We start from the raw sequence: 23,567 nt of genomic DNA, 5'->3' as shown, positions 1-23,567 counted from the left end.
TATGCTGTTGCTGATCTGTCGTTGGAGGAAAGCAGGCGGCTCGGTGGAGGATATTTTTTCCAAGGCCCCAATATTTATACGGTATTGACGCCAAGTCAGCGAGTGGTCGCTGATCTGCTGACAAGATCAGGGAAACTACACAATTATGTCGATGAGAAAGACCTGGTACCGATCGGCTATGGCAAAGACAAACCGATGGTCGGTCGAATGCGTCCAGTGTTGTCAAAAAAAGTCGGGTGGATCGACCAGCACATGTGGGGCGGGTATCAGTATGACCAATTCGGGAATGTGTTGCTTGATACGAAAGGAGAACCTGATGTCATCGGATTGGAGACCCAGCAGCGTCTTGCCGGCATCGAAAACGTGAAGAGACAATTTCTGGCAAAAGGCAGTCTGTCTTCTGCTCAAAAAATCTTTTTGGATGCCTCAAAAGCCAAAGCAGTCACTTCGGGTTACAAGAAGACCGTGCAATCAGAGATCACTGCCTTGAAAAAATGGTTCCAGACAGAAATCATCAACGCCGAAAAGCTTTGGCAGACCACTAAAGCAGATGCCCAGTATTGGGGCGGGAATTTGACTTATCACGAAGAAATGGAAGCCCTTGCTTCTGGTGGCGCGACCGAAAAGACCATCGTCAAAGAACCCGTGGAAACCTATGAGCAATCATTAGCAGTGCTACGAAAATCAGAAGAAACCCTAGATACTTTACTGCAAGACATCGAAAAAGCGATCGAAAACCAAGTCGATACAGACCGTGAATTAAGCCGTTATTTATTTTAGGAGGGAAGAGATGGAACGAGAGATTAGCAGAAAAATAGAAGAGACCGAACGAACCTACCGCAAAAATCGTGTGACACTGGAAAACCATCTAGAACAGCTTTCTAATGAACGAAGGAACTTCCAACGCTATTTGGAAAATATTTCTGAACGAATAGATACTACACTCCAGCATTATGAAGCAGTTCATCCTGAAGACAAAAGAGCAGCCTACCGCCTCTTGCAACAAGCAAGTGAGGAATCAAGTCATCGAACACGAATGGCCCAACGCAAACTGGAAGAGCGTTTGGATGAAAACCAGGCTGTGTATAGAAAACAAATCCGCGAGTATGAAGAAGCATACAGAAAGTCACGAAGAGAAGGAGAAACGTATGTTTGAATTTGAATCTATCATGAGTGGCATCGATGCCCTGTTGGAAGCAGCGAAAGCTGAACTTGCCCAGCAGCAGAAAAATCTGGAAAAACAGCTGATCCGTTCTTTAGTCGCTAGACCAAGCAAGGCAACTTCACAAACTAGAAAAAAACTTACCCGCAAAAGAAAAGCACAAGGGATCGAGACACTGAAAAGTGCCAGTCGTAGTTACAAAAACAGTTTTTCTACTTCTGCTGAAGGAAAATGGGTGGACGCTGCGAAAGAAGCTGTACAACAAGTGACTGATCAGTTTGCAGCCCTGTAACTGGAGGGTAAGGAATCAATATGCCCTTTTGAGCCGACTCACGAAAACCAAAAGCTCTGCTCTGATTTTCTGAGTCGGTTCGACTACTCTTTCTTTAGAAGCTTTTTTGTTTTTTTATCTAATCGGATTCTTTGAATATGGTATACTTACATAGACTTTAAGAAAAAGGATGGAGAACCTATGAGCGTAATTAGCCGAATCGAAAGCATGATGGAAGAATATTCTTCGGCAGAAAAGAAACTTGCTGATTATATCATCAACCATGTAGAAAAGATCCCGACAATGACAGCAAACGAATTAGCAGAAGCTTCTGGCTTGAGTGCACCGACTGTCGTTCGTTTCTCTAAAAAAATAGGATTTCAAAGTTTGACAGATTTTAAGATCACGATCTCGACGGAACTCCAGACAGGGATCGTTGAAGGGTTCAGTGACATCGAACCCAATGAATCTTTCTATTCCATCAAAAACAAACTGGGGAACAATGCCCAAGTGGCAATCAAAGAAACTGTGGATGTGCTAGAAGAAGAGACAATCCAAAAAGTGGTGGAAAGTTTAGAAAAAGCTGAAACGGTTTTTCTATATGGTGTAGGGGCTTCTGCACTAGTAGTAGAAGATATCCTTCAAAAATGGTCCCGCGTAGGCAAACCGATCATTTTTGAAAAAGATATCCACGTCTTGCTACCTCAACTGGTAAGTAATGAAACGAAGAAAGTACTCTGGCTAGTCTCGAATTCCGGAAAAAGCGCAGATGTGGTCGCTTTGGCGGAACTAGCAAAAGAGATGGGGATAGAGATTCTTGCATTGACACAGTTCGGCAATAATCCGCTGTGCAAGCTGGCAGATGTCATCGTTCAAACTTCTCGGCCAAAGGAGATCACGAATCGAAGTGCAGCAACGAACTCGCTGTTAGCCCAGTTTGCGACAATCGACATCATTTTCTATTTTTACATGGCTAAAAATGAACAGTTGAGCACGAAGGTGGGGAAAACGAGAGAAGCTATCCAAGGATATTTCAATACCAGACCATAAAAAAGGGAAGGAAGATGTTTTTATAACCCTTTTCATAATGAAATAACAAATCATAGTTTTCCACAAACAAAATAAACCAAGCAGTGTTTCACGGATTTAGAAAGCATTGTTTCATAAAAGTGTTTATTTTTATATGTTTTGTTAGTTTTGTATTTAGCAGATGTGATAGTCTTGTGAAACAAAAGTTTGAATTTATCTTGAATTTAATTAAAGAATTTCTTGCTCTACAGACTTTTCCTTTTTTATTATGGTATTTTTAGGTACAATATAGCATGAATGTAAATAGGCGGAAGGATAGGAAATGATGAAAGATTTTATGAAAAAAATAGTGAATAATTCTTGGGTTGATAAATTGAGGAAAGGCACACAAGAGCCGAAAAACAAACCATTTCGACGTTCGCATGTCCCTTTTCGCTTAAATTTTCTTTTTTTCATTATATTTACGTTGTTTGTGGCACTGATTGCTCGGTTAGGGTATCTGCAGATCGTTGACGGAGAAGCGATGGAAGCACGAGTCAAATCGACCTCGACGATCACGGTTCAGGAAAGTACGCCTCGCGGGATGATCTATGACTCTACTGGTAAAGCATTAGTGACGAATAAAGCAAATCAAGCGATCACTTATACACGAGGATCAAAAGTCACAGCAGAAGACATGCTGAAAATCGCAACAAAACTGAATACGCTGATCGATGTGCCTGCAGATGAAAATTTGACGAAGCGGGACAAAAAAGACTTTTGGCTAGCCGATCCTAAACACTTGAAAGAAGCGTCGAAACGGCTGTCTGCAAAAGAAAAACAGTTAGATAACAGCGAACAATACAGCGCAACTGTAGATAAAGTAACAGATGAAGAAATCAGCTTCAATGAAGAACAATTGAAAGCTGCCACGATCTTCAAACGTATGAACAGCGCTTATGAGCTGAACACTGTTTATATCAAGAATTCCGGTGTCACAGATCAGGAATTAGCGGTGGTTGCCGAACGTGCTTCCGAACTTCCGGGCGTATCCACTGGTACAGACTGGACACGTGAATACAATGCAGCAGATTCGCTGAAGAGTATCCTTGGTAGTGTCACGACAGAAAAACAAGGATTGCCAGCAGATGAAGTCGATAAATATCTGGCGAAAGGCTATTCTCGTAATGATCGTGTAGGACAGAGCTATCTGGAAAAACAATATGAAGATGTGCTGCAGGGAACGAAGACACAATATGAAGTACATTTAGACAAAGACGGCAATGTTTCCAGTCAGAAAGAGATTTTCGCAGGCGAAAAAGGGTCTAACCTGATGCTTTCGATCAATGCGGACTTCCAAAACAAAGTCGAAGAGATTTTAAAAACGAATTATCAGACCTTGATCAATAACGGCAAGGCACAATATTCGCCTGGCGCTTATGTCGTAGCGATGAATCCTCAAACTGGGGAAGTTTTAGCGATGACTGGATTCAGTCATGAGCAAGGCTCAAAAGAAATAACTGAAAATGCCTTAGGGACGATTACTAGTGCCTTTACTCCAGGGTCCGTCGTAAAAGCTGGTACATTGACTGCTGGATGGCAAACCAATGTGATCAGCGGGAATCAAGTACTGATCGATGAACCGATCCGCTTGCAAGGATCCACTGAAAAAAGCTCAGTTTTCAATCGAACCGGACAAAGAGCACTAACGGCTGTCCAAGCATTGGAACTGTCTTCGAATACGTATATGATCAAAGTCGCATTGAAAATGCTTGGCTTGGAGTACACACCAGGAATGGGATTACCAAGTTTAGATGAAGAAGCGAATGCTTATCAAGCATTGCGTGATGCGTTCAAGCAGTACGGACTTGGTACGATTACAGGAATCGACTTGCCGAATGAATCACCAGGGATCTCCCGGTCAGTTGAATATATGAAGAAATTCAACGCAGACAATGGCGGAGAACAATGGTATACTTCAGGGAACTTTACGGACTTAGCATTTGGTCAGTTTGATACGTATACACCGATCCAGTTGGCACAGTATGCGTCTACCGTAGCAAATGGCGGGAAACGAATCCAGCCTCGCCTCGTCAAAGCCATTTACGGGAATGATGAAAATGGCGGACTGGGAGACGTTAAGAAAGAGATCGGTCCAAAAGTAGAGAATAATGTGGATATCTCAGCAGAAGACATGTCGATCCTTCGTGAAGGTTTCCATCAGGTTGTTCACGGGACAGATGGCTATACGACAGCTAAACCACTAGCAAGTGCCAAAATGGATCTGTCAGCTAAAACCGGGACAGCTGAAACAGTAGCAGAAGGACATCCAGATATCACCACTGTCAACAGTAATATCGTGGCTTATGGCCCGACAGATAATCCTGAGATCGCCGTCAGTGTGGTTCTTCCTAATTTATTGGACGAAAAAGATCACATGAACCTGACGATCGCAAAAGAAGTGACAGATGCTTACTATGACATGTTTATGGCAAAATAAGCGATACATTCTGTTTCAGATAGTAAAAAACGAGACATTGGTCAAAAACCAAGTCTCGTTTTTTTTTTATGGGATGATACATGGAATCAAGTATCAAAGCTTCAACAGTTTTTCAAGATAAGCAGCAAGGCCGTCTTCCTGATTTGTCTGCTCGGTGATATCATTTGCGACACCTTTGAGCTGTTCTGTACCGTTTGCCATCGCTACTCCCCAGCCAGCGTATTCCAAAAGTTCCAAATCATTATGTTCATCACCGAATGCCACCACGTCTTTTTGCTCGATCTCAAGATAATTGGCGATCTGATGCACTCCTTTGGCTTTTTCGATCCCTTTTGATACGATCTCAAGGATGGCCATCGGTCCGCCCCATGTACGAACATCTACATAGTCCCCGAATTGTCTTGTCAATTCGGTAGAAACCTGTTCAGCAAATCGTTTCTCTGTGCGTACGAGCAGTGAAGTTGGATCAGTGGTCAGATTTTTAGGTGATAAGATGTTCTTTTGTCCGGGACGAGTGGAGGCAAAGATTTTTTCGTCAAAAAAATCAAGACTGTCGATAAAAAACGTTTCGCGGTTCTCAGCAGCGATGAAGTTCAAATTCAGCTGTTTCTTCTGAGCTAGGATCTCAAAAGCAATGTCCCGATTGATCGAGGTTTCTTTTTCCCCAGCCCATCGCTGGTTCGGGATATGGACAAGCGCGCCGTTGAAATTGACCATTGGCGTTTTCAATTGTAATTGTTGATAGAACTGGTAGCTCATGCGAAAAGGGCGTCCCGTGGCAATGCTGACATAGTGGCCGGCATTTATAGCTTTTTTAAGTGTTTCTTCGGTTTTTGCTGTAATCATCGAATCCTGGTTCAAAGTCGTTCCGTCCAGATCGATAGCAATTAGCTTTTTGTTCAATTTAGAGTCATTCCTTCCAAAGCTGATGTTTTGTTTCAGTCTAGCATATTTTGATCAATTAACAAGAGACGAATCTGTCATAAGGCAATTTTAAGAATGAATGATCGCTCTATAAGTCGTTTTTTTAGCAAAAGACGAACATTAACGAATAAAAAAAGCTTTTTTATCAAAAATAAGTTGAAAAGCGAATGAAACGACTATATAATTTTGAATTGTTCGATGGTAACGGAATATTTATTTCTTATTTTTAATTTTTTTGCTTTTCCATCAGAAAAAATCAGGGAGTGGGAACTTTATGGACAAGTTTTTCGGTTTGAAGAAAAACAATACAAATGTATCAACAGAAATTATGGCAGGTGTGACGACCTTTTTTGCCATGAGTTATATTCTTTTTGTGAATCCAACGATCTTATCGGCAGCAGGTATGCCGTTTCAAGCGGTATTTTTAGCAACGATCGTGGCCTCAGTCATCGGGACGCTCGTTATGGGGCTGTTTGCGAATGTGCCTTATGCACAAGCACCAGGGATGGGATTGAATGCGTTCTTCACATTCACTGTTGTCTTCGGTTTGGGCTATTCTTGGCAGCAGGCATTAGCGATGGTCTTCATCTGTGGACTAATCAATATTTTTATCACTGTGACGAATATCAGAAAAATGATTATTCATGCTATTCCTGAAAGTTTGCAGCATGCGATTGGCGGCGGGATCGGAATCTTCGTTGCATATGTGGGAATCAAAAATGCTGGTTTCCTCTCTTTTTCAGCCGATCAGGCAGCGATCACGAGTTCGGTGGTCGAAGGTGGAAAAGCAACGAACGTGACGATTGACGGTGGGATCGTTCCTGCTTTGGCAAATTTCAATAATGCGCCGATTCTGTTAGCGGTCATCGGTTTGGTGCTAACTGCGATTCTAGTCGTGAAAAATATTCGTGGAGCAATCCTTATCGGGATCGTCGTAACAACGATCTTAGGCATCTTCATGGGTGTCGTTGACTTAGGTGCGATTGACTGGCAAGCCAATTCTTTAGGAAATTCGGTCAAAGAACTAGGAACGACATTTGGTGCAGCTTTCGGCTCAGAAGGTATGCAGTCTTTGTTCAGCGATACATCAAAGATCCCTCAAGTATTGATGACGATCATCGCATTCAGTTTGTCTGATACATTCGATACGATCGGGACATTTATTGGGACAGGCCGTCGTACTGGTATCTTCTCAAAAGAAGATGAAGATGCGCTGGAAGATGGCAGAGGCTTCAAGACGAAGATGGACAAAGCATTGTTTGCCGATGCGATTGCTACTTCGGTGGGAGCGATCTTCGGTACGTCAAATACGACGACTTATGTTGAATCTGCAGCAGGTATCGGTGCAGGCGGACGTACGGGATTGACTTCTGTTGTCGTTGCGGTATTGTTCGCATTGAGCAGTCTGTTTTCTCCGCTGATTGCGATCGTGCCTACACAAGCGACAGCTCCTGCACTGATCTTAGTTGGGGTAATGATGATGGCTTCTTTTGCAGATATCAAATGGCTCGATCTGGAAGAAGCACTGCCAGCTTTCTTTGCTTCGATCTTTATGGGATTGTGCTATAGCATTTCTTACGGGATTGCTGCTGGATTCATCTTCTATACGATCGTGAAAGTCATCAAAGGAAAAACAAGCGAAGTATCTCTTGCTTTATGGATCGTGGATATTTTATTCATCATCAACTTCATCATCTTAGCAACGATTTAATCATTAACTAAAAATAGTCTGAAAATCAGGAATATCCTCGATTGTCCCCCTCATTGGATGATCGAGGGTGTTTTTTTGTCACAAAATCAAAACATTGGTAGTATAAAAATAAAAAGCAGAAGAAAGATAGAAGACGTTCTTTGAGGACAAAGCAGCTGAAAAAGAGGAGATAGCAATAATAATCTCAGTTATTGTTGTTTTCAAGCAGTTTTCTGTCTCCTAGCGTTGCACGTGGTTTCGAAAATGGGTATGATAAAAGAGACGAAAGAGGGATGATAGATGGAGATAAAATGGAGAAAAAATTTATTTGTTGCATGGATCGGCTGCTTTTTCACCGGAGCAAGTATTAGTTTAGTCATGCCGTTCATACCTGTATATGTAGAGCAATTAGGCACACCAAAGGATCAAGTCGAATTGTTTTCTGGATTAGCGATTTCGGTCACTGCGTTTGCAGCTGCTATCGTGGCTCCGATCTGGGGGAACATGGCTGACAGAAAAGGAAGAAAACTCATGATGATCCGAGCTGCTGCCGGGATGACCCTGACAATGGGGTCTTTGGCTTTTGTACCTGATGCTTACTGGCTGCTGGTCATGCGTTTTTTGAATGGGATTTTATCGGGGTACATCCCGAATGCGACAGCGATGATCGCATCCCAAGCACCAAAAGAAAAAAGTGGCTGGGCTCTAGGGACGTTGGCTACTGGAGCGATTGCCGGGAACTTGATCGGGCCATCGATGGGTGGAGCATTAGCCCAATGGTTCGGGATGGAGAATGTCTTTTTGATCACTGGTGTGTTACTGTTGATCACGACCATTTTAACGATCTTTTTAGTAAAAGAAGACTTTCATCCAGTTGAGAAAAAAGATATGATCAGCACAAAAGAAATATTCTCCAAAATGGATCACCTATCTATTTTAATCGGACTTTTCATCACCACCTTGATTTTACAGATCGGGATCACAACGATTAGCCCGATTCTGACATTATATATACGAGAACTGAGCGGAAATTCGGAAAACATTCTATTTGTCAGCGGATTGATCGTATCGATCGCAGGGGTCTCAGCAGTATTTTCATCACCTAGACTAGGAAAACTGGGAGACAAGATCGGAAATCAGAAAGTTCTGTTAGCGGGACTCGTTCTTTCTTTATGTTGTTATTTACCGATGGCTTTTGTGACAACACCACTTCAACTGGGGATCTTGCGTTTTATCTTAGGATTTTCTACAGGTGCCTTGATGCCATCGATCAATACATTGATCAGCAAGATCACACCGCAAGAAGGAGTCAGTCGTGTTTACAGCTACAACCAGATGTTCAGTAATTTCGGGCAAGTGCTTGGACCGATGGTAGGATCGACCGTGGCACATGCGTTCAATTACAGCGCTGTGTTCATCGTCACAAGCTTGTTCGTACTATCGAATATCCTTTTATCTTTGTTCAATTTCCGAAAGGTACTTCGCAGTAAATTATAACTCGAAAGAAGAGTCGCGAGCTTTTGCCTCCATAAATATGTCGATAAGAAAACCGTATCTAAGCAAAAAAAGAAGCTGCATCCTTCGCAGCTCCTTTTCTGATTTTTATGAATGGGTGGAGGCTTCTTTTCTAGGTACGGCAACAGCACCAATTAAAATGACTAAAATGCCTGCAATTAACGAAATGATTGTTGTCAATGTAAAATCATAAGTTCCTTTTGTCAGCGCGCCACCAATGTAACCCACGACTTGACCTAGAATGAATGACCAGAATAATGTTACGATATATCGCATAAAGAACACCTCTTTTCTAATTTAAGTTTAACAGATTTTTTTTGAATGTAAAGAAACGAGGCTATGAAAAAAGTCTGCTCAAGATGAGCCAGAAAACAGATGAAACTGAGCAGCTACACCGTTCACAACCTTTGCTGCTAGTGAATTTTAACGAAAAAAAAGGCGGAATGCAAGATGTTTTTCCCACAACTTTATACTACAACTTCCTATTCTTTGCTGCAAAGCACGATACAGATCCGAGAATATGTCCGTGAAGGAAAAAAAGCAGGTTATCGATCTCTTGCAATCACGGATCAAGATGTCTTGTACGGCGCAGCAGAATTCTATCGTATATGTAAGGAAGAAGAGATCCAGCCGATCATCGGGTTGAATGTCAGCTATATTTACGAAGAACAACTCTACAGCTTATTGATCTATGCCAAAGATGAGATCGGCTACCAGCAGTTGATGCAAATCTCCAGCAAAAAAATGATCCAAGAAAAGCTATCGTTTTCAGAAATCGATGAAACCGATCATCTGATCTTTGTTGTGCCTCAGGAAGCTTCGGTTGCAGCAGAATTCGAAGATACGGATCGTTTTTTGCCACATTGGCAGCTTCTAAAGTCAAAAGTCGCTTCCGAAGATTTCTATGTCGGTGTGACTGAGAGTTTTCCTGAATTGCTTCCGACATGGCATGAATTTTTAGCAAAAGAACAAGTTGCGTTATGTGCCTTGCGTCCAATTGCAGCTTTACGACAAGAAGAGCTTTTTGCATTGGATACGATGAAACACCTCAAGGAAGGAAGTCAGATTCCTCTAGAAGAATTGACAAAAACGATTCAGCAGAAACAAAGCGGATATCTGCTTCCTGAACCCGAGATGATCCAACGTTTTGAAACATTAGGACTGGATCGGGCAATCGCAGGTGCACAGCGATTAGCTGAATCCGTCACTTTCGAATTTCAATTCCATCAAAAGTTATTACCGCATTATCCAGTTCCAGCGGGGAAAACTGCTGGTGAATATCTCAGAAAACTATGTCAAGAGCAATTGTCTCAACGAGTCGAGAAGCTTACCCCTGAGTACCAGGAACGATTGGACTATGAATTATCCGTTATCCACCAGATGGGCTTTGATGATTATTTCCTGATCGTCTGGGATGTGATGGCTTTTGCGCACAATACCCATATCGTGACAGGCGCTGGTCGGGGATCAGCAGCTGGTTCGCTAGTCGCTTACGTACTGGCGATCACTGATGTAGACCCATTAAAATATGATTTGTTATTTGAACGTTTTTTGAATCCGGAACGATACACGATGCCAGATATTGATTTAGATATTCCAGATAACCGAAGAGAAGAAGTGCTGGATTACGTACGAGAAAAATACGGACAGTATCACATGGCACAAATCGCCACATTCGGGACGATGGCAGCGAAAATGGTCCTTCGAGATGTAGCTAGAGTCTTCGGCTTGTCGCAAAGCGAAGCGAATCGTTGGTCAAAAGCTATCCCTAACCAGTTGAAGATCACACTGGATCAAGCCTACCAGACATCGAAGCCATTAAAAGAGCTAGTACAGTCAAGTGAAAAAAACCAGCTTCTTTTTAAAACCGCGTCGATACTGGAAGGACTGCCTCGGCATGTCTCGACTCATGCGGCCGGAGTAGTCATCAGCGATAGGAATCTGCTGGATCTAGTCCCTTTGCAAAAAGGTTCGGATGAAGCATTTTTGACCCAATATACGATGAATGATGTCGAAGCAATCGGACTGTTGAAGATGGACTTCCTTGGATTGAGGAATCTGTCCATTATCGATTACACATTAAAGAATATCAAACGTGTGGAACGTCAGGATCTTCAATTGAAAGAAATCCCTCTTGATGATCCAAAAACTCTTTTGCTGTTTCAGCGTGGGGACACGACAGGGGTGTTTCAGTTCGAATCAGCAGGTATCCGTAATGTCTTACGCCGTTTAGGACCGGAAAATATAGAAGATATCGCTGCAGTGAATGCCTTGTATCGTCCAGGACCTATGCAAAACATCGATACCTTCATCGCCCGGAAAAAAGGAAAAGAAACCATTCGATATCCTGATGCTTCGTTGACCTCTATTTTAGAAAATACGTATGGTGTCATCGTTTATCAGGAGCAGATCATGCAGATTGCTTCTACCATGGCAGGTTTTTCACTAGGACAAGCAGATATCCTCCGGCGAGCAGTAAGCAAAAAGAAAAAAGACGTATTGGACAGTGAGCGTGATCACTTTGTAACTGGTGCGATGCAGCAAGGCTATTCACGAGAAAAAGCTGTGGAAGTGTATGAATATATCGAGCGTTTTGCTAACTACGGATTTAATCGTTCCCATGCGTTCGCTTATTCATTCGTCGGTTTTCAGATGGCTTATCTGAAAGCACACCATCCAGGCGCTTTTTTTGTCAGCCTGATGAATTCTGTGCGGCATAATACGTCAAAGCTGAAAGAATATATTGCCGAAGCACGTAAATACAAGGTAAGACTATCTGCTCCTTCCATCAATCTCAGCCATTACGGATTCGAACTAGTGGATGAAACAGAGATCCGATTCGGCTTGACCGCAATCAAGGGAGTTCGCCGAGACTTCGTTGAGGACGTATTGCGAGAACGAAAAGAAAATGGCACATTCAAATCGGTGGATCAATTCCTGATCCGTATAGACAAACGCTGGCTAAAACTTGATCTGCTACAATCTTTAACGGCAGCAGGCGTCTTTGATGAATTGTCTCCCAATCGCAAGCAACTGATGAATGAATTGGAAGGGAAAATCCAAAACATCTCCTATAGTGGTGGAAGTATCGATCTGTTAGGTATCATGGCTTTGAAAGAAGAAGAAGTGCCAGACTACACCTTAGAAGAACGCTTGGAATTAGAAGAAAACTACCTGGGCGTCTATCTTTCTGGTCATCCTACTGAGGGCTATGAAAAACTCCGCTTAGCAAAGCAAATCCATTTGATTACTGAAATCATCCCGCAACAATCAGCAAGTATATTGATCATGATCAAATCGATTCGAGAGATACGCACGAAAAAAGGCGAATTGATGGCTTTCATCGAAGGAGCTGATACGAGCGGAGAAATCGCAGTCACCGTGTTTCCGAAACTCTATCGGCAATTTCGCCCATTGTTTGAGGAAAATAACATCCTCTTTGTACAGGGACGTACAGAAATCAGTAAGTACAACCAAGAGCTCCAATTGATCGGTGAGACTTTCGCTGATCCGCGTCAGCTTGAATCCCAATATCCAGATCGAACTTGCTACTTGCGTATTATAGAAGAAAATGATGAGCCGCAAACCATGAAGAAACTGCAGACGATTTTTCAGAAACATCCGGGATATATTCCAGTGGTGATGTATCATGAGAAAGATCAGCGTAAGCTTGTTTTATCAGAAAACTATTGGGTGGATGGAAGCAGCAGCTTGAAGGGGCAATTATCCTACTTACTGAAGGAAGAAAATGTTGTTTTCAAATAACTTACGGTAAAAAATACTGCTTGCTTTCATTTTTTTTCATTTTTTTATCCGTAAATCAAGACAAGCGGGAAAAATAATGTTAGAATGTTAGTCGTGGTTAACGCAAATAAAGGTTATAAACCTAAGTCATGCTTAGGATAAAGTATTTTAATGAGGTGAATGTTTATTATGAAACGCATCGGAATATTGACCAGTGGCGGAGACGCACCTGGAATGAACGCAGCTGTTCGTGCCGTTGTTCGTAAAGGGATTTATGAAGGTCTAGAAGTTTACGGGATCAATTATGGTTTTGCTGGTTTAGTTGCAGGTGATATTCGTCGTCTGGATGTTGCTGATGTAGGCGACAAGATCCAACGCGGCGGTACATTCCTGTACTCTGCACGTTATCCAGAATTTGCAACCGAAGAAGGTCAATTAAAAGGAATCGAACAATTGAAAAAATTCGGCATCGAAGGATTGGTAGTTATCGGTGGAGACGGTTCTTATCATGGCGCAATGGCTTTGACAAAACGCGGTTTCCCAGCAGTAGGTATCCCTGGAACAATCGATAACGATATTCCTGGCACTGACTTCACAATCGGTTTCGATACAGCAATCAATACAGTGCTTGAATCAATCGACCGTATTCGTGACACAGCAACATCACATGTCCGTACATTCGTTATCGAAGTAATGGGTCGTAATGCAGGAGACATCGCTTTGTGGTCAGGTGTAGCTGGCGGAGCAGATGAAATCATCATTCCTGAACATGACTTTGATATGGCTGTAGTTGCTAAAAAGATCCAAGAAGGCCGCGATCGTGGGAAGAAACATTGCTTGATCATCTTGGCTGAAGGCGTAATGGGCGGGAATGAATTCGCTGATAAACTTTCTGAATATGGCGACTACCATACTCGCGTATCAATTTTAGGACACGTTGTCCGCGGTGGTTCACCAAGCGCACGTGACCGTGTATTAGCAAGTAAATTCGGTGCATATGCTGTTGAATTGCTTCAAGAAGGCAAAGGCGGATTGTGCATAGGTATCTTGGACAACGAAATCGTTGCTGCTGATATCATCGATACATTAGAAAACAACAAGCATAAACCAGACTTATCATTGTATGATTTGAATAATTCACTTTCATTCTAATAAATGAAAGAAACCAAGCTAGTGCAGATACTCGAGCTAGCTATATAAAAGGTATTTAGGCTTTAACCGGCTTTAAATAAACAAAATTGAATGGGAGAGTTTTGTAAATGAAAAAAACCAAAATCGTTAGTACATTAGGACCAGCAAGTAATTCAGTAGAAATTATTTCTCAATTGATTGAATCTGGGGCAAATGTCTTCCGCTTTAACTTTTCACATGGAGACCATGAAGAACAATTATCACGTATGAAAATGGTCCGTGAAGCAGTTAAGAAAACAGGGAAAGATGTAGGTATCCTTTTAGATACAAAAGGTGCTGAAATCCGTACAACTGTTCAAGGTACAACCGAAGCTGATTTTGGTCGTGCAGGATACATCAAATTCGAAGTTGGCGATCAAACACGCATCTCAATGGATCCTGAACATGTAGGATCAAAAGAAAAAATCGCTGTAACTTATCCTGGACTATTCGACGACGTTCATGTAGGCGGACATATTTTATTTGATGACGGTCTTATCGACATGCAAATCATCGAAAAAGACGAAGCAAATCGTGAATTGGTCGTAGAAGTTAAAAATGCAGGTATGCTAGGATCACGTAAAGGTGTGAATGCACCAGGCGTATCAATCAGCTTGCCAGGTATTACACCAAAAGATGCTGATGACATCCGTTTTGGTCTAGACAACGACATCGACTTCATCGCTGCAAGTTTCGTACGTAAAGCACAAGACGTTCTTGATATCCGCGAAATTCTAGAAGAAAAAGACATGACACATGTTCAAATCTTCCCTAAAATCGAATCTCAAGAAGGAATCGACAACATCGATGAAATCATCAAAGTTTCTGACGGTGTTATGATTGCCCGCGGAGACATGGGTGTTGAAATCCCAGCTGAATTAGTACCAATGGTTCAAAAACGTATCATCAAAAAATGTAACGCTGCTGGTATCCCAGTAATCACAGCAACACAAATGTTGGAATCAATGCAAGAAAACCCACGTCCAACACGTGCGGAAGCTTCTGACGTTGCCAATGCTGTATTTGACGGAACTGATGCAACGATGCTATCAGGTGAATCAGCAAACGGGGACTACCCAGTTGCAGCTGTTTCAACAATGGCTCGTATCGACCAAGAAGCAGAAAATGCTTTAGCAGAACTAGGTACTTTCCAATTAAACGAATTCGACAAAACAGACGTAACAGAAACAATCGGTTTATCTGTTGCTCGCGCTGCTAAAAACTTAGGCGTGAAAACAATCGTAGCTGCAACTGAATCTGGTTACACTGCAAAAATGATCTCAAAATACCGTCCAGATGCTGACATCTTGGCTGTTACTTTTGACGAACGTACAAAACGCGGCTTGATGCTGAACTGGGGTGTTTACCCAACAGTTGCTGAAAAACCATCAACAACTGACGAAATGTTCGAATTAGCTGCTAAAAAAGCAGTTGAATTAGGTTTCGCTTCAGAAGGCGACTTGATCTTGATCACTGCTGGTGTACCAGTTGGTGAACGCGGAACAACTAACGTAATGAAAATCCAAATGATTGGTTCAAAGTTATTGGAAGCTCAAGGCGTTGGCCAAAAATCAGTCGTTGCAAATGCAGTCGTTGCTTCATCAGCTGAAGAAGCAATCAAAAAAGCAAAAGACGGAATGGTTTTAGTCGTTCCAACAACTGACAAAGAATACATGCCTGCAATCGAAAAAGCAGCAGCTGTAATCGTTGAAGAAGGCGGTTTGACTTCACATGCTGCAGTTGTAGGTATCGCTCAAGATATCCCTGTAATCGTTGGTGCTAAAGAAGCAACTTCAACAATTACTGATGGTGAATTGATTACTGTTGATTCACGTCGTGGTATCGTATACCGTGGCGAAACAACAGCCATCTAATCGATCATACTTGTATAATGAAAAACAGCTCTTCTTAGGAAGGGCTGTTTTTTTGTGTCTTCACAAATTCATGGATCACTTGGATCACCTGCTCCTGCAGAGGTGTGGGGATCTGCTGCGCCCGTTTTGCCAGAGAAATCAGAAAACGAGGCTGCACTTCATCAGATAGCGGGACGCAAACCAGATTGTCTTCTGGATGAACAGCGATTTCAGTCAGAAAGCCGATTCCGACATTTTCCCGGATCATACTCTTTAAAATCGTCAAGTCATTACTTTGATACACAACTTTTGGGTCAGTATGGGTCTGTTTCGATAATTTTGTGAATGCCGCTGGATGGACATAGTGTTCATTCAATAAAACGAACTGTTCATCAGTCAAGTCCTTGAAAGAAACCGAAGAACGGTCGGCCAAAGGATGAGAAGGCGATACGATGATCATGAAACGTTTGTCCAGCAAAAGCTCTGTCTCTAGTTTCTGGTCGACGATCGGCTGTGTAGAGCCCAATACAGCCAAATCGATCCTTCCCTGGTGGATCATCCCGTAAAGATCCCTTGATCCCCCATCCGTGATCTCGATCTGATTCATCAAGTTATGTTTGATAAAGTAACTAGACAGCTTCGGAAAATATTCATTGCCGATGATCGGCGGCATGCCAAAGCGCAGTTTTTTCTTTTGCAGTTGGGCAATCTCTGCTTTTGCCATAGTGATTTCCTGTAAGATCGACTGAGCGTGAAGGAACAACTGTCTGCCAGCGGCTGTGATAATCAGTTCATGATGGGAGCGATCACGTGTGATAAGTACTGCACCCAGCTCTTTTTCAAGGCGCTGCAAGGCGTATGTAATGGTTGGCTGACTGACATCAAAATGATTAGCTACTTTCGTGAAGTTTTTTTGTTTGACGATCTGTACATAATATTCGATATCTCGAGTATTCATAAAAGCAGTCACTCCTTCATTCATATAAATAATGTTTATTGTAATCTATATTTTTGACTATATCAAATAGAAAAGGCTAAACTAACACCATAAACAAAAGAAAAAATGAAAAAAACAAATGATGAAGGAGATGGGCTGATACTAGGTGTAAAAATGACAAAAGAGTAGGAGATGTAAAAAATGGTATTTTTTCAATCAATTGAAAGCGTAGTAAGTATTATTCTTATGATTGCTTTAGGTTATATATTGAAACGTTTAGGATGGTTTGATGAAAGTTTTGGCAAAAGCATTTCGTCATTGATTACCAAAGTAGCTTTACCAGCATCGATCTTTGTTTCTGTACTCAAAAATTTGACGAAAAGTAGCTTGATCGATTTGTCAGGAAGTCTGATCTATCCGGTAGGTGCAGTCGTTATTTCGTATCTGATCGCTTATCTCTTGGTGAAAGTCTTGCGTATCCAGCCAGGAAGACGCGGGATCTTTATGAATGCGATAGTCAATGCAAATACGATCTTTATCGGATTGCCACTGAACATTGCGTTGTTTGGTGAAAAATCTTTGCCTTATTTTCTCGTATATTACGTGACGAATACGATTTCGACTTGGGCATTCGGAGTCTTTTTGATTTCCAATGATGATCCGACGAAGACGAAAGGAGAAACGAAAGCGAAACTGAACTGGAAAAAATTACTTCCACCTCCATTACTGGGGTTCATCGTCGCAATTGTTTTCTTGCTTCTTGAAATACCAGTACCTGATTTCATCAATTCGACACTTGGTTATGTCGGTGGGATCGTAACGCCACTTTCATTGATCTATATCGGGATCGTTTTATATGATGCAGGTTTGAAGAGTATCCGATTCGATCGCGACACGGTCGTTGCCTTAATCGGCCGGTTCATCTTAGCACCAGCTGTATTGATCGCATTGATCAGCCTAGGAAGCAATATGTTCGGCGCAGATTTGGCACCGTTATTGAAACAAACACTTGTCGTACAATCAGCGACACCAATGCTTGCTGTTCTCCCAATACTGGCAAATGAAGCACATGGGGATGTCAAGTATGCAACCAACCTAGTCACTACAAGTACGATTCTGTTCGTGATCGTTGTTCCTATCCTGATGCAGCTCGTCCAATTCATCTGATGAGAAGACAGAAGTTCTGAGAAGATAACTAAAATAGTGAAAGAATCTTAACAAGCGAGACCAATCGAGACGCTACATGTTTCTTGTGGTCTCCTTGTTTTTTTATGAACTGTAAGGTGTCAAGAAAATTTCATTGACAATGTGGTTTTTGCCCTGTATAATTGCTTTTGTTGCTTAGGAGTGATGAAATAATGAAATGGTCTTTACTGGAATTGAGAAAATACCAAGAGACACCCTTAACTTTTCATGAGACGCTCGACTTGAAAGCCTCTCTCATGAAGCGAGACAATTTGATATTAGATGTTGCGCCAGTGGAAGTCGAAGGTCTGGTTTCAGTTGATAACAAAGGCTATCTCGTTCATTACACTGTGCAGACGACTCTGACTGTTCCGTCAACTCGTTCTTTAGAGCCAGTTGAGCTGCCGATGGATTTTTCCGTCGATGAAGTCTTTATGACCGAAGAGCAGTACCAGCGCAGAGACGATCAAATGTCTGCAGACGAGATTTTGCTGATAGAAGGTCCGCAATTGGATTTGGCAGAATCGGTCGAAGACAACATCTTACTGGCTATTCCGATGCGCGTATTGACAAAAGAAGAAGAACAAACAACTGATCTTCCTAAAGGGACAGATTGGGAAGTTGTCTCTGAAGAAGAATACGAGCGAAGAAAACTGGAAGAAGCCGAGACCAAAATAGATCCTCGTCTTGCAAAACTATCTGAACTTTTTGATTCTGAATCAGAAGAGGACGATAACGCGTAAGATTGGAATATATTGTATCGTTATCGATACAAGACTTTACAAGGAGGTGTAGCAAAATGGCAGTACCAGCTAGAAGAACATCAAAAGCGAAAAAAGCAAAACGTCGTACACACTACAAATTGACAATCAAAGGGTTAAACGAATGTCCAAACTGTGGTGAAATGAAAAAAAGCCATCACGTATGTGCAAATTGTGGTTACTACGATGGTAAGGACGTAATGTCTAAAGAAGCTTAATACATTTTAATTAGAAAATGTAAAACCTCAAGGCTAACCATGGAGCCTTGGGGTTTATTTTTTATCCAGGAGAAAGAAAAAAATCTTCTTCTTTAGTTTGCAATGAAGCGATGTTAGGCTATAATGAGAGAGATTAGGGAGATCATCCCAAATGTAGGAGGAGTTCATATGTCAAAACAACAAATCGGCGTTGTCGGTATGGCCGTTATGGGTAAAAACCTGGCCTTGAATATTGAAAGCCGCGGATACTCTGTTGCGCTATTCAACCGTACTGGTTCGAAGACAACAGCTGTGGTGGAAGAACACCCAGACAAAAATTTCAAAGCAACTTATACAATCGAAGAATTCGTTGATTCGATCGAAAAACCACGACGAATCCTTTTAATGGTCAAAGCAGGACCTGCAACAGATGCAACGATCCAAGAATTACTGCCTCATTTGGATAAAGGAGATATTTTGATCGACGGCGGGAACACATTCTTCAAAGATACGATCCGACGTAATGAAGAATTAGCCAACTCTGGTATTAACTTTATCGGTACAGGGGTTTCCGGCGGAGAAGAAGGCGCACTAAAAGGCCCTTCGATCATGCCTGGCGGCCAAAAAGAAGCTTATGAACTGGTAGCACCAATCTTAGAACAAATCTCTGCAAAAGCAGAAGACGGCGCTCCATGTGTGTCTTATATCGGACCTAATGGAGCAGGACATTACGTGAAAATGGTCCATAACGGGATCGAATACGGAGATATGCAGTTGATCGCTGAATCATATGATTTGATGAAAAACATTCTTGGTCTTTCAGTTGATGAAATGGCTGATATCTTCAAGGAATGGAATCAAGGCGAATTAGACAGCTACTTGATCGAGATCACGGCAGATATCTTGACTCGAAAAGACGATGAAGGTACCGGCAAACCGATCGTAGATGTAATCCTGGATGCTGCAGGAAATAAAGGAACTGGTAAATGGACAAGCCAAAGCGCTTTGGATCTAGGCGTGCCGCTTCCTCTGATCACTGAATCTGTTTTTGCTCGTTATATTTCTGCATACAAAGAAGAACGTGTCCAAGCAAGCAAAATCTTATCTCGTACAAATGACTTTGAATTTACAGGAGATAAAAAAGAGCTAGTCGAAAAAATCCGCGAAGCACTATACTTCAGCAAAATCATGAGCTATGCACAAGGCTTTGCACAGTTACGCGTCGCTTCTAAAGAATATGACTGGAACTTGCCATTTGGCGAAATCGCTAAAATCTGGCGAGCAGGCTGTATCATTCGCGCACGTTTCTTGCAAAAGATCACTGATGCCTATGACAAGAATCCAGAAATCGAAAATCTTTTGTTAGATGATTACTTTGTAGAAATCACGAAGAAATACCAGCAATCAGTAAGAGATGTCGTAGCATTAGCAGTCCAAGCGGGTGTGCCAGTACCAACATTCTCTTCAGCAATCGCTTATTTCGATTCATATAGAGCAGAACGTCTACCTGCAAATATGATCCAAGCCCAACGCGATTATTTTGGTGCACACACCTATGAACGTGTCGACAAAGAAGGCATCTTCCATTACTCATGGTATCATGAAGAATAAGTGTTCTCTCACTTTTAATAATGAGAAAATAAAAAAATGACGAAAGAGCTGAAGTCGATTGATCCGAATAGACTTCAGCTCTTTTTAAAATCAATTATTCATGATAAAATGACTATAGATTTTTAAGCAGATTATCGGTATAATGATAGAGTTTTTAAAAAGCCCGTAGAAAAGAAAGGATAAAATAATAAATGAGTAATATTCTAATCATTGAAGATGAAAAGAACTTGGCACGATTTGTCGAGCTGGAACTAAAGCATGAAGGGTACAATGCAGAAGTCCATTATAATGGCCGTACAGGGCTAGATGCCGCATTAAATAATGAGTGGGATGCCATTTTATTAGATTTGATGTTGCCGGAATTAAATGGATTAGAAGTCTGCAGACGCGTACGCCAAGTAAAAAATACACCGATTATCATGATGACTGCCAGAGATTCTGTCATTGATCGAGTATCAGGATTGGATCATGGAGCAGACGATTATATCGTCAAACCATTCGCGATTGAGGAATTATTGGCTCGTTTGCGCGCTTTGCTTCGTCGAATCGATATCGAAGGGGATAAGAATGTCGCAAAACAGACAACAATCACTTATCGGGATCTGACAATCGAAAAAGAAAACCGTGTCGTCCGTCGCGGTACGGAAGTCATTGAGTTGACAAAGCGAGAATATGAGTTGCTATTGACTTTGATGGAAAATGTGAACGTTGTATTAGCTCGTGATGTATTACTGAATAAAGTGTGGGGATATGAAACAGAGGTCGAAACAAACGTAGTCGATGTCTATATTCGATATCTTCGAAACAAAATTGATGTTCCAGGGGAGGAAAGCTACATCCAAACCGTTCGCGGAACAGGTTATGTGATGCGCTCGTGACAAAACTAAAAGAATCAGGAAAAAGAGAACTGAAAGGCCCATCATTAACAATCAAATGGGCCTTTGCAAGTTCTTTCTTCATATTTGTTGTATTCACGATCTTTGCAGTTATCACGTACAAATCTTCCATCAACCTGATCGTGGCTAAAGAGCGAAACAATGTGGAACGAACGATTTCGGAAGTTGTCTCACGACTAGCCAATTCTGATGAAGAGCTGACATTAGTCAATACGTATCGAAACCTCACAAACGCCACAGGGGATGAAAGTCATGTGGACGATACATCGGTCATTGAAGGAAATCTGATGAAAATCGATTCCTTCATTGCAGAGTTAGGACAGCCTTCGATGGATCTGTATGTTTACGATCTAGACGAAAAGCTTATTTTCAAAACGCATGAAAAAGGACGGGCACTGATCCAGACGAATCGAAAAGTGCCTACCATCGTGACGATGGATGGGAAAACAGGTTTCTTATCGATTCAGCCTATTTACTCCAAAGGGACGCGAGAAAAAATCGGATACGCACAGAGCTTTTATGAACTTTCTTCTTTTTATGATATACGTAACAAGCTATTATTGACATTGATTGTTTTAGAAGTCGTCTCGTTAATCCTGAGTAGTATCCTCGGGTTTTTCCTATCCTCTTATTTCCTGAAGCCGTTGAAGGTTCTCAGAGATACCATGGACACAATCAGAAAAGATCCGCAGTCAGACATTCACATGCCTGAGATCGATACGAACGATGAATTAGCTGATTTAGCGGAAATATTCAACGAAATGCTTGATCGGATGCGTCTGTATATCGAACAGCAAGAACAATTCGTAGAAGATGTTTCCCATGAATTGAGAACGCCAGTAGCGATTATCGAGGGACATCTAAGTTTGTTGAATCGCTGGGGAAAAGATGATCCTGAAATACTTGAAGAATCGTTGAGTGCAAGCATGCAGGAAATAAGCCGAATGAAAAGCCTTGTGCAAGAAATGTTAGACCTGTCAAGAGCAGAACAAGTCGATATCCATTATGTGAATGAAACGACATCTGCAAAAGAAGTGACTTACCAGGTATATAATAATTTTAAAATCCTGTATCCTGACTACGTCATCATACTAGATGACGATTTAGCAAAAGAAGTGACCTTGCAGATTTATCGAAACCATTTCGAACAGCTGATCATCATCATCTTAGACAATGCGGTGAAATACTCTACGACAAGAAAAGAAGTCCACATCTCGATTTCTTCTACTTTGAACGAATTTGAGATAGCTATCCAAGACTTTGGAGAAGGAATACCTCAAGAGGATCTGAAAAAAATCTTCAATCGGTTTTATCGTGTTGACAAAGCAAGAGCTCGGACAAAAGGTGGAAACGGCCTCGGATTATCCATCGCTAAGCAGCTTGTGGAAAATTACAAAGGGAGAATCCTTGCTGAAAGCGTAGTTGGACAAGGAACGATTTTTAGGATTTTTATTCCGATAGCTAAGCCAGAAAACAAGTAAAGTGTAAAAACTTTACTTGTTTTTTTATTAAAATCCTCGGAATATTGATTTTGCGGGATTAAAAAAGATGAGATTGACCGTAAAAGCGCCGAACTTTCAAGCAAGAATAGAGATACATGAAGAAAAAATAACAGCAAAAAAAGAACGAAAAAACAGATGAGGAAGTGATCATTCGCCTTTCAAAATAATATGGAAAAATATGAATGTTTCTATTGCTTTTTAGGGAAGAGCTTGATATATTATTATTTGTTCTGAAACACTACATAAGCAAAAAAATATTTTTGTTAAAAATAGTGTTGACGTTCATTTTACACCATGTTATAATAACGAAGTCGCTTGAGGCGGAAAATCTAAGACATCAGTTATATCAACGAAAAAAGTTGAAAAAAGTTGTTGACAAATAACAAATGAGATGTTAAGATGATTAAGTCGCTGAAAGAAAAAGCGAAAAACTTCTGATAAAAGAAGTTGAAAAAAGTTGTTGACAACTTCTAAAGGATCTGTTAAGATTTAAGAGTTGTTGGAACAAAAAGATTAGACCTTTGAAAACTGAACAAAGTAAGACAAACCAAATGTGTAGGGCGTCTTGATTGATTCAAGACAACAAACATTTTTAACAAGCAAGCAATATGCTAGCAAACAAATTGAGCTTAACAGTTGAA

18 protein-coding genes and 1 pseudogene are annotated in these 23,567 nt (G+C 41.4%); 16 read left to right on the top strand and 3 right to left on the bottom strand.

Features of this window, described 5'->3' with window-relative positions; genetic code table 11:
- The 5 genes and pseudogenes from G7Y42_RS14065 to G7Y42_RS14045 form a co-directional block, all read left to right on the top strand.
- A pseudogene (locus tag G7Y42_RS14065) lies at positions 1 to 780 on the top strand (hypothetical protein); the annotation flags it as partial.
- A gap of 10 nt (positions 781 to 790) precedes the next feature.
- The gene (locus G7Y42_RS14060; protein ID WP_165007151.1) at positions 791 to 1,156 is read left to right on the top strand and encodes a hypothetical protein; all 366 of its coding nucleotides are present in this window, start codon (positions 791 to 793) and stop codon (positions 1,154 to 1,156) included.
- Entirely contained in the window at positions 1,149 to 1,454 is a 306-nt protein-coding gene (locus tag G7Y42_RS14055) for a hypothetical protein (protein WP_165007154.1), read from the top strand. Before G7Y42_RS14060 ends, G7Y42_RS14055 begins: the two co-directional genes overlap by 8 nt.
- A gap of 180 nt (positions 1,455 to 1,634) precedes the next feature.
- Positions 1,635 to 2,483: a MurR/RpiR family transcriptional regulator gene (locus tag G7Y42_RS14050; RefSeq protein ID WP_165007157.1), complete on the top strand. Its 849-nt coding sequence runs from the start codon at positions 1,635 to 1,637 to the stop codon at positions 2,481 to 2,483.
- A 301-nt stretch (positions 2,484 to 2,784) separates the two neighbouring features.
- Positions 2,785 to 4,941, top strand: coding sequence for a penicillin-binding protein 2 (locus G7Y42_RS14045; protein WP_165007160.1), 2,157 nt, complete (start codon positions 2,785 to 2,787; stop codon positions 4,939 to 4,941).
- Between the two features lie 93 nt (positions 4,942 to 5,034).
- Here G7Y42_RS14045 and G7Y42_RS14040 read toward each other — a convergent pair whose 3' ends face one another.
- The gene (locus G7Y42_RS14040) at positions 5,035 to 5,844 is read right to left on the bottom strand and encodes a Cof-type HAD-IIB family hydrolase (protein ID WP_165007163.1); all 810 of its coding nucleotides are present in this window, start codon (positions 5,842 to 5,844) and stop codon (positions 5,035 to 5,037) included.
- A gap of 295 nt (positions 5,845 to 6,139) precedes the next feature.
- Between G7Y42_RS14040 and G7Y42_RS14035 the strand changes: the two genes are divergently transcribed.
- Together G7Y42_RS14035 and G7Y42_RS14030 are read left to right on the top strand one after the other, a co-directional pair.
- Positions 6,140 to 7,576 carry an NCS2 family permease gene (locus G7Y42_RS14035; RefSeq protein WP_165007165.1) on the top strand — a complete coding sequence of 479 codons (1,437 nt, stop codon included), beginning with the start codon at positions 6,140 to 6,142 and terminating at the stop codon, positions 7,574 to 7,576.
- Between the two features lie 279 nt (positions 7,577 to 7,855).
- The gene (locus tag G7Y42_RS14030; protein ID WP_165007168.1) at positions 7,856 to 9,052 is read left to right on the top strand and encodes a multidrug efflux MFS transporter; all 1,197 of its coding nucleotides are present in this window, start codon (positions 7,856 to 7,858) and stop codon (positions 9,050 to 9,052) included.
- Positions 9,053 to 9,157: 105 nt separating this feature from the next.
- Here G7Y42_RS14030 and G7Y42_RS14025 read toward each other — a convergent pair whose 3' ends face one another.
- On the bottom strand, positions 9,158 to 9,346 hold the full coding sequence (locus tag G7Y42_RS14025; protein WP_165007172.1) for a YjzD family protein: 189 nt from the start codon (positions 9,344 to 9,346) through the stop codon (positions 9,158 to 9,160).
- Between the two features lie 174 nt (positions 9,347 to 9,520).
- Between G7Y42_RS14025 and dnaE the strand changes: the two genes are divergently transcribed.
- The 3 genes from dnaE to pyk all read left to right on the top strand — a co-directional run bounded on the left by dnaE (position 9,521) and on the right by pyk (position 15,858).
- Positions 9,521 to 12,835, top strand: coding sequence for a DNA polymerase III subunit alpha (dnaE, locus tag G7Y42_RS14020; protein ID WP_165007175.1), 3,315 nt, complete (start codon positions 9,521 to 9,523; stop codon positions 12,833 to 12,835).
- A gap of 168 nt (positions 12,836 to 13,003) precedes the next feature.
- Positions 13,004 to 13,966 carry a 6-phosphofructokinase gene (gene pfkA / locus G7Y42_RS14015; RefSeq protein WP_165007178.1) on the top strand — a complete coding sequence of 321 codons (963 nt, stop codon included), beginning with the start codon at positions 13,004 to 13,006 and terminating at the stop codon, positions 13,964 to 13,966.
- Positions 13,967 to 14,073: 107 nt separating this feature from the next.
- A complete protein-coding gene (gene pyk, locus G7Y42_RS14010) occupies positions 14,074 to 15,858 on the top strand; it encodes a pyruvate kinase (RefSeq protein WP_165007181.1) in 1,785 nt (594 codons plus the stop codon).
- Positions 15,859 to 15,892: 34 nt separating this feature from the next.
- On the opposite strand, the gene G7Y42_RS14005 is transcribed toward pyk, so the two are convergent.
- Positions 15,893 to 16,795 carry a LysR substrate-binding domain-containing protein gene (locus G7Y42_RS14005; RefSeq protein ID WP_165007184.1) on the bottom strand — a complete coding sequence of 301 codons (903 nt, stop codon included), beginning with the start codon at positions 16,793 to 16,795 and terminating at the stop codon, positions 15,893 to 15,895.
- Positions 16,796 to 16,975: 180 nt separating this feature from the next.
- Here G7Y42_RS14005 and G7Y42_RS14000 point away from each other — a divergent pair, with 180 nt between their 5' ends.
- The 6 genes from G7Y42_RS14000 to G7Y42_RS13975 all read left to right on the top strand — a co-directional run bounded on the left by G7Y42_RS14000 (position 16,976) and on the right by G7Y42_RS13975 (position 22,905).
- Positions 16,976 to 17,941: an AEC family transporter gene (locus G7Y42_RS14000; protein WP_165007186.1), complete on the top strand. Its 966-nt coding sequence runs from the start codon at positions 16,976 to 16,978 to the stop codon at positions 17,939 to 17,941.
- A gap of 191 nt (positions 17,942 to 18,132) precedes the next feature.
- The gene (locus G7Y42_RS13995) at positions 18,133 to 18,702 is read left to right on the top strand and encodes a DUF177 domain-containing protein (protein ID WP_165007189.1); all 570 of its coding nucleotides are present in this window, start codon (positions 18,133 to 18,135) and stop codon (positions 18,700 to 18,702) included.
- Positions 18,703 to 18,758: 56 nt separating this feature from the next.
- Positions 18,759 to 18,938, top strand: coding sequence for a 50S ribosomal protein L32 (rpmF, locus tag G7Y42_RS13990; RefSeq protein WP_002290970.1), 180 nt, complete (start codon positions 18,759 to 18,761; stop codon positions 18,936 to 18,938).
- A 168-nt stretch (positions 18,939 to 19,106) separates the two neighbouring features.
- The gene (gene gndA, locus G7Y42_RS13985) at positions 19,107 to 20,528 is read left to right on the top strand and encodes an NADP-dependent phosphogluconate dehydrogenase (RefSeq protein ID WP_165007192.1); all 1,422 of its coding nucleotides are present in this window, start codon (positions 19,107 to 19,109) and stop codon (positions 20,526 to 20,528) included.
- Positions 20,529 to 20,719: 191 nt separating this feature from the next.
- The gene (locus G7Y42_RS13980; protein WP_165007195.1) at positions 20,720 to 21,406 is read left to right on the top strand and encodes a response regulator transcription factor; all 687 of its coding nucleotides are present in this window, start codon (positions 20,720 to 20,722) and stop codon (positions 21,404 to 21,406) included.
- On the top strand, positions 21,403 to 22,905 hold the full coding sequence (locus G7Y42_RS13975) for a HAMP domain-containing histidine kinase (RefSeq protein WP_165007198.1): 1,503 nt from the start codon (positions 21,403 to 21,405) through the stop codon (positions 22,903 to 22,905). The genes G7Y42_RS13980 and G7Y42_RS13975 overlap by 4 nt, the downstream gene beginning before the upstream one ends.
- The last annotated feature ends 662 nt before the right edge of the window (positions 22,906 to 23,567 follow it).

Source organism: Enterococcus sp. ZJ1622 (assembly GCF_011038845.1).
Lineage (GTDB): Bacteria > Bacillota > Bacilli > Lactobacillales > Enterococcaceae > Enterococcus_B.
Note: the sequence above shows the minus strand (reverse complement) of the source record. Positions and strands in the feature narration are given on the sequence as shown.